This window comes from Mesorhizobium sp. M7A.F.Ca.CA.001.10.2.1, assembly GCF_003998575.1.
Taxonomy (GTDB): Bacteria; Pseudomonadota; Alphaproteobacteria; order Rhizobiales; family Rhizobiaceae; genus Mesorhizobium.
This window is the reverse complement of record NZ_RZQY01000565.1, coordinates 1-4,082: the sequence shown is the minus strand read 5'-3', so window position 1 is coordinate 4,082 and position 4,082 is coordinate 1. Positions and strand designations below refer to the sequence as shown.

The window sequence follows — 4,082 nt, the reverse complement described above, 5'->3', positions numbered from 1 at the left end:
CGCGTGCCCGCCGGAGACCCAGAACGCGGCCAAGGCAGCGCCGATACCAGCGACCCAGAAGATCGGCCCGCCGCGCGAGGCTGGTAGCCGCTCCGGCGGGGCCTCGGGCTTGCGCAGCATGTCCATGCCCGCGACGGGTGGCATGACGATCGCGCGCGGCAGCGGCGAAACGCTCTCCACGGCAGGCGCAAGGCGCGGCATCACCACGTAGTCGGCATCGACGATGTCGGCGGCCGAACCACGCATGAACCGGTCCGCTGCGGCAATTGCCGCCGGATCGGTCATGATTTCGCCGGAAACCGGGCGCGCGGTTCGATCGTCAGCCATCATGGCCCCAGCATTGCAGCACGTGTTCGCTTTTCGTTTCTTTTGCGTAAACACAAATGGTTAACGCTTCCCCACCGGAGCCCTCGTGACGAGCCGAAAGAGCCCAGAAATTAACCGCCGGTTAACCATGCCGGCCGATGGTCTTTACCCAGAACAGGCCGGCTCGCCGCCGTGCCGAAATTCAGGTCGTCGAAATTGATTCGTTTCGAAAATGTCGGCCTCCGCTATGGCATGGGTCCGGAAATCCTCCGCGACATCTCCCTGCACATCCCGGAGCGCTCCTTCCAGTTCCTCAGCGGGCCTTCGGGCGCCGGCAAGACGACCTTGCTGCGCCTGCTGTTCATGTCGCTGAAGCCGACGCGCGGGCTGATCACCATCTTTGGCAAGGACCGTTCGCGCATCTCGCGCACCGAATTGCCGCATCTGCGCCGCCGCATCGGCGTGGTGTTCCAGGATTTTCGCCTGCTCGACCACATGACCACCTACGAGAACGTCGCGCTGCCGCTGCGCGTGCGCGGGCGCGAGGAGGCGAGCTACCGCACCGATGTCACCGAACTGTTGAAGTGGGTCGGGCTGGGCGAGCGCATGCACGTGCTGCCGCCGGTTCTGTCCGGCGGCGAGAAGCAGCGCGCGGCGGTCGCGCGGGCGCTGATCGAGCAGCCGGAAATCCTGCTCGCCGACGAACCAACCGGCAATGTCGATCCGCCTCTGGCGCGACGCCTGCTGCGGCTGTTCATCGAGCTCAACCGGCTCGGCACCGCGGTGGTGATCGCCACCCACGACCTTGGCCTGATGGAACAGGTCGACGCGCGCCGCATGATCCTGGCCGGCGGAAGGCTGGACATCTATGACTGAACTGTCCGCCGAACATTTTGTGGAACGGGAGCAGGACGCCGAGGCGACCGAGGCAAAGCCCCGCGCCCAGCGCAGGATGGCGCCGATCGTGCCGGCGCAGAACATCGCTGGCCGGGCACTGGTCCTGGTGATCGCCATCATGACCTTCCTGTCCTGCCTGACTTTCGGCGCAGTGACGCTGGTGCGCGACACAGCGTCCGTCTGGGAGAACCAGATTTCGCGCGAGGCGACCATCCAGATCAAGCCGGTCGACGGCCTCGACATGGAAGCAGCCCTTACCCAGGCCTCCCAGATCGCCGGGGAATTCCCTGGCGTCAAGACGACCCGGATCATCGACCGCGAGGCGACCGCGAGGCTCCTTGAGCCCTGGCTGGGCTCGGGGCTCAACATCGATGAATTACCCGTGCCGCGCCTGATCATCGTCACCATCGACGAGAACAGCCCGCCCGATTTCGCTGCCATGCGCGCCGCGATCACGCCGAAACTGCCGAGCGCATCGCTCGATGATCACCGCACCTGGGTCGACCGGCTGGTAGCGATGGCCCGCACCACGGTGACCATCGGCATTGCCGTGCTGGCATTGATGCTGTCGGCGACCGTGCTGACCGTGGTGTTCGCGACGCGCGGCGCCATGGCCGGCAACGGTCACATCATCGAAGTGCTGCATTTCGTCGGCGCCGAAGCACGCTTCATCGCGCGCGAATTCCGCCGGCATTTCCTGGTCACCGGCATGAAGGGAGCGGCGGCCGGCGGTGCCGCGGCAGTGCTCGTCTTCATCGTCTTTTCCTGGTGGTCGTCGCGCAATATGGCGACGCCGCAGGCCGACCAGGCGACCGCCCTGTTCGGCAATTTCGCCATCGGTTCGGCAGGCTATCTCGGTGTCGTGTTGATGGTGCTGGTGATCGGCGGACTGACGGCTGCCACGTCCCACGCCACCGTCGTTGCCTATCTCAGCGACATCGATGTCCGCCAGCCGGATGCAGGCTAATTCATGTCGCCCAAAAGTGGAACCGGTTTTGGGACAACGACATAGATAGGACAGGGTGATCACGGATGGAGAATTCACGTAACGCAAAGTGCGTCTTTTACCTACCCAAAGCCGCATTTCAGGATTAACCATATGGCGATGGACGCGCGGGATTCGACCGGTACGGCTGGGCAGATGCCAGTGGTGGTTGCCCGTTCGCATGGCCGCTCCACTGTGAGCCGTCTAAGAGCCGCGTTGCGCCTGTCCGCTCTCTCTGTCCTCATCCTCGCAACATTGTTTGCCGGCGGCTTCGGCTGGTTCGCCAATAAGGTCAGTCACCTGACCACGCCTGCCAATCCGGCCAAGGCGGACGCGATCATCGTGCTGACCGGCGGCCAGTCCCGCCTCGATGCGGCGATGGATCTGCTGGCGTCCGGCAAGGGCGAGCGGCTGCTGATCAGCGGCGTCCATCCTTCGGCCAGCCGCCGCCAGTTGCAGGCGGCGACCGGCGGCGACAAGAAACTGTTCTCCTGCTGCGTCGACATCGACCGCGCCGCGCTCGATACGATCGGCAATGCGGAGGAAAGCGCCAAATGGGTCGAGAGCCACGCCTATGGCACGGTGATCCTTGTCACCAACAATTATCATATGCCCCGCAGCCTGCTGGAAATGGGCAGGCTGCTGCATGGCGCCAAGCTCGAGCCCTATCCGGTGGTCAATTCCAACCTCGACAATGGCGGCTGGCTGACCAAGCCGCGGGCATTGCGCGTGCTGTTCACCGAATACAACAAGTATTTGCTGGCGCTGGCGCGCGGCATCGTGCCGGTCAAGCCGACGCCCAACGGCATCGCACTGGCCGAAACCGCAGCCGGCGGCTGATCATTCCCCTGCGGCCGTGCCCGAATTTCCCCTGAGCCGTGCGATCTCCTGCTCAAGACGTTCGATACGCTTGTCCCGCTCGCCGAGTGCCGCCGCCACGTCGGCTGCCTCGAACCGTTGCGGGATGTGCTGCGGGCAATTGGCATCCCAGGCCGAGACCGTGAACAGGATGACCTGCTCGGGGCGCGCTCTGTAGTCTTGCGGCATCAGTTTCGCCATCAGCTCGGCGTCACTCTCGACGACCCGCGCCGTGCCCCAGATCTTGATGCGCTGGCGGTGCATATAGTCGATCAGGAACAGGAACGCCCTTGGATTGTCGGCCAGATTGCCCTGCGTGATGAACTGCCGGTTGCCGGAAAAATCCGCGAAGCCGATCGTATGTTCATCCAGCACCTTGAGGAAGCCGGCCGGCCCGCCGCGATGCTGGACATAGGGCTGCCCCTCGCCATTGGCGGTCGACAGAAAGACGCTGGTCTGCATTTCGATGAAGGCGGCAAGGTCCGGGGTGATGCCGGCCTGCCAGCCGCCACGCTCCTCGACGCGGGCATAGGACTGACGTGAGCCCTTGCGGGTCTGGATTGCCTTGACGGTCGGCGTGAAGGCGACGTCGCTGGTGAAAGCATGCGCGTTCATCGAAAGCCTCCTTGCGGCAAGATGCTAAAGTCCGAGCTCCGACAGTGTCGGGTGGTCGTCCGGCCGCCGGCCGAGCGGCCAGTGATACTTACGATCGGACTCGCCGATCGGCAGGTCGTTGATGCTGGCGATGCGCAGGCGCATCAGCCCGTGTTCATCGAATTCCCAGTTCTCGTTGCCGTAGCTGCGGAACCATGAACCGCTGTCGTCGCGCCATTCGTAAGCGAAACGCACGGCGATGCGGTTGCCGTGGAAGGCCCAGACCTCCTTGATCAGCCGGTAGTCGAGCTCGCGACTCCATTTGCGCGTCAGGAAGGCCTGGATGGCGTCGCGGCCTTGCAGGAATTCGGCGCGGTTGCGCCAGCGGCTGTCCTTGGTATAGGCGAGCGCAACCCGCGCCGGATCGCGTGAATTCCAGGCA

General features: G+C 64.3%; 5 protein-coding genes and 1 pseudogene. 3 read left to right on the top strand and 3 right to left on the bottom strand.

The features are described 5' to 3' along the window. A pseudogene (locus EN964_RS27340) lies at positions 1-330 on the bottom strand (hypothetical protein); the annotation flags it as partial. 192 nt (positions 331-522) lie between these two features. Here EN964_RS27340 and ftsE point away from each other — a divergent pair. The 3 genes from ftsE to EN964_RS27325 all read left to right on the top strand — a co-directional run bounded on the left by ftsE (position 523) and on the right by EN964_RS27325 (position 3,028). Beyond that, entirely contained in the window at positions 523-1,182 is a 660-nt protein-coding gene (ftsE, locus tag EN964_RS27335) for a cell division ATP-binding protein FtsE (RefSeq protein WP_127276975.1), read from the top strand. After that, complete coding sequence (locus tag EN964_RS27330) at positions 1,175-2,170, top strand: ABC transporter permease (RefSeq protein ID WP_027038121.1); 996 nt, start codon at positions 1,175-1,177, stop codon at positions 2,168-2,170. Before ftsE ends, EN964_RS27330 begins: the two co-directional genes overlap by 8 nt. Before the next feature lie 132 nt (positions 2,171-2,302). Beyond that, complete coding sequence (locus EN964_RS27325) at positions 2,303-3,028, top strand: YdcF family protein (RefSeq protein WP_127270825.1); 726 nt, start codon at positions 2,303-2,305, stop codon at positions 3,026-3,028. Here EN964_RS27325 and EN964_RS27320 read toward each other — a convergent pair whose 3' ends face one another. Then, a complete protein-coding gene (locus EN964_RS27320) occupies positions 3,029-3,661 on the bottom strand; it encodes a pyridoxamine 5'-phosphate oxidase family protein (protein ID WP_127270827.1) in 633 nt (210 codons plus the stop codon). A gap of 24 nt (positions 3,662-3,685) precedes the next feature. Then, a partial coding sequence (locus tag EN964_RS27315; RefSeq protein WP_127276973.1) for a DUF1348 family protein occupies positions 3,686-4,082 on the bottom strand: 397 nt, incomplete at its 5' end.

Bases quoted from the DNA above. Each gene is read 5' to 3' on its own strand.
- EN964_RS27330 (WP_027038121.1), top strand. From the start codon at position 1,175: ATGACTGAACTGTCCGCCGAACATTTTGTGGAACGGGAGCAGGACGCC.
- EN964_RS27325 (WP_127270825.1), top strand. From the start codon at position 2,303: ATGGCGATGGACGCGCGGGATTCGACCGGTACGGCTGGGCAGATGCCA.
- EN964_RS27320 (WP_127270827.1), bottom strand. From the start codon at position 3,661: ATGAACGCGCATGCTTTCACCAGCGACGTCGCCTTCACGCCGACCGTC.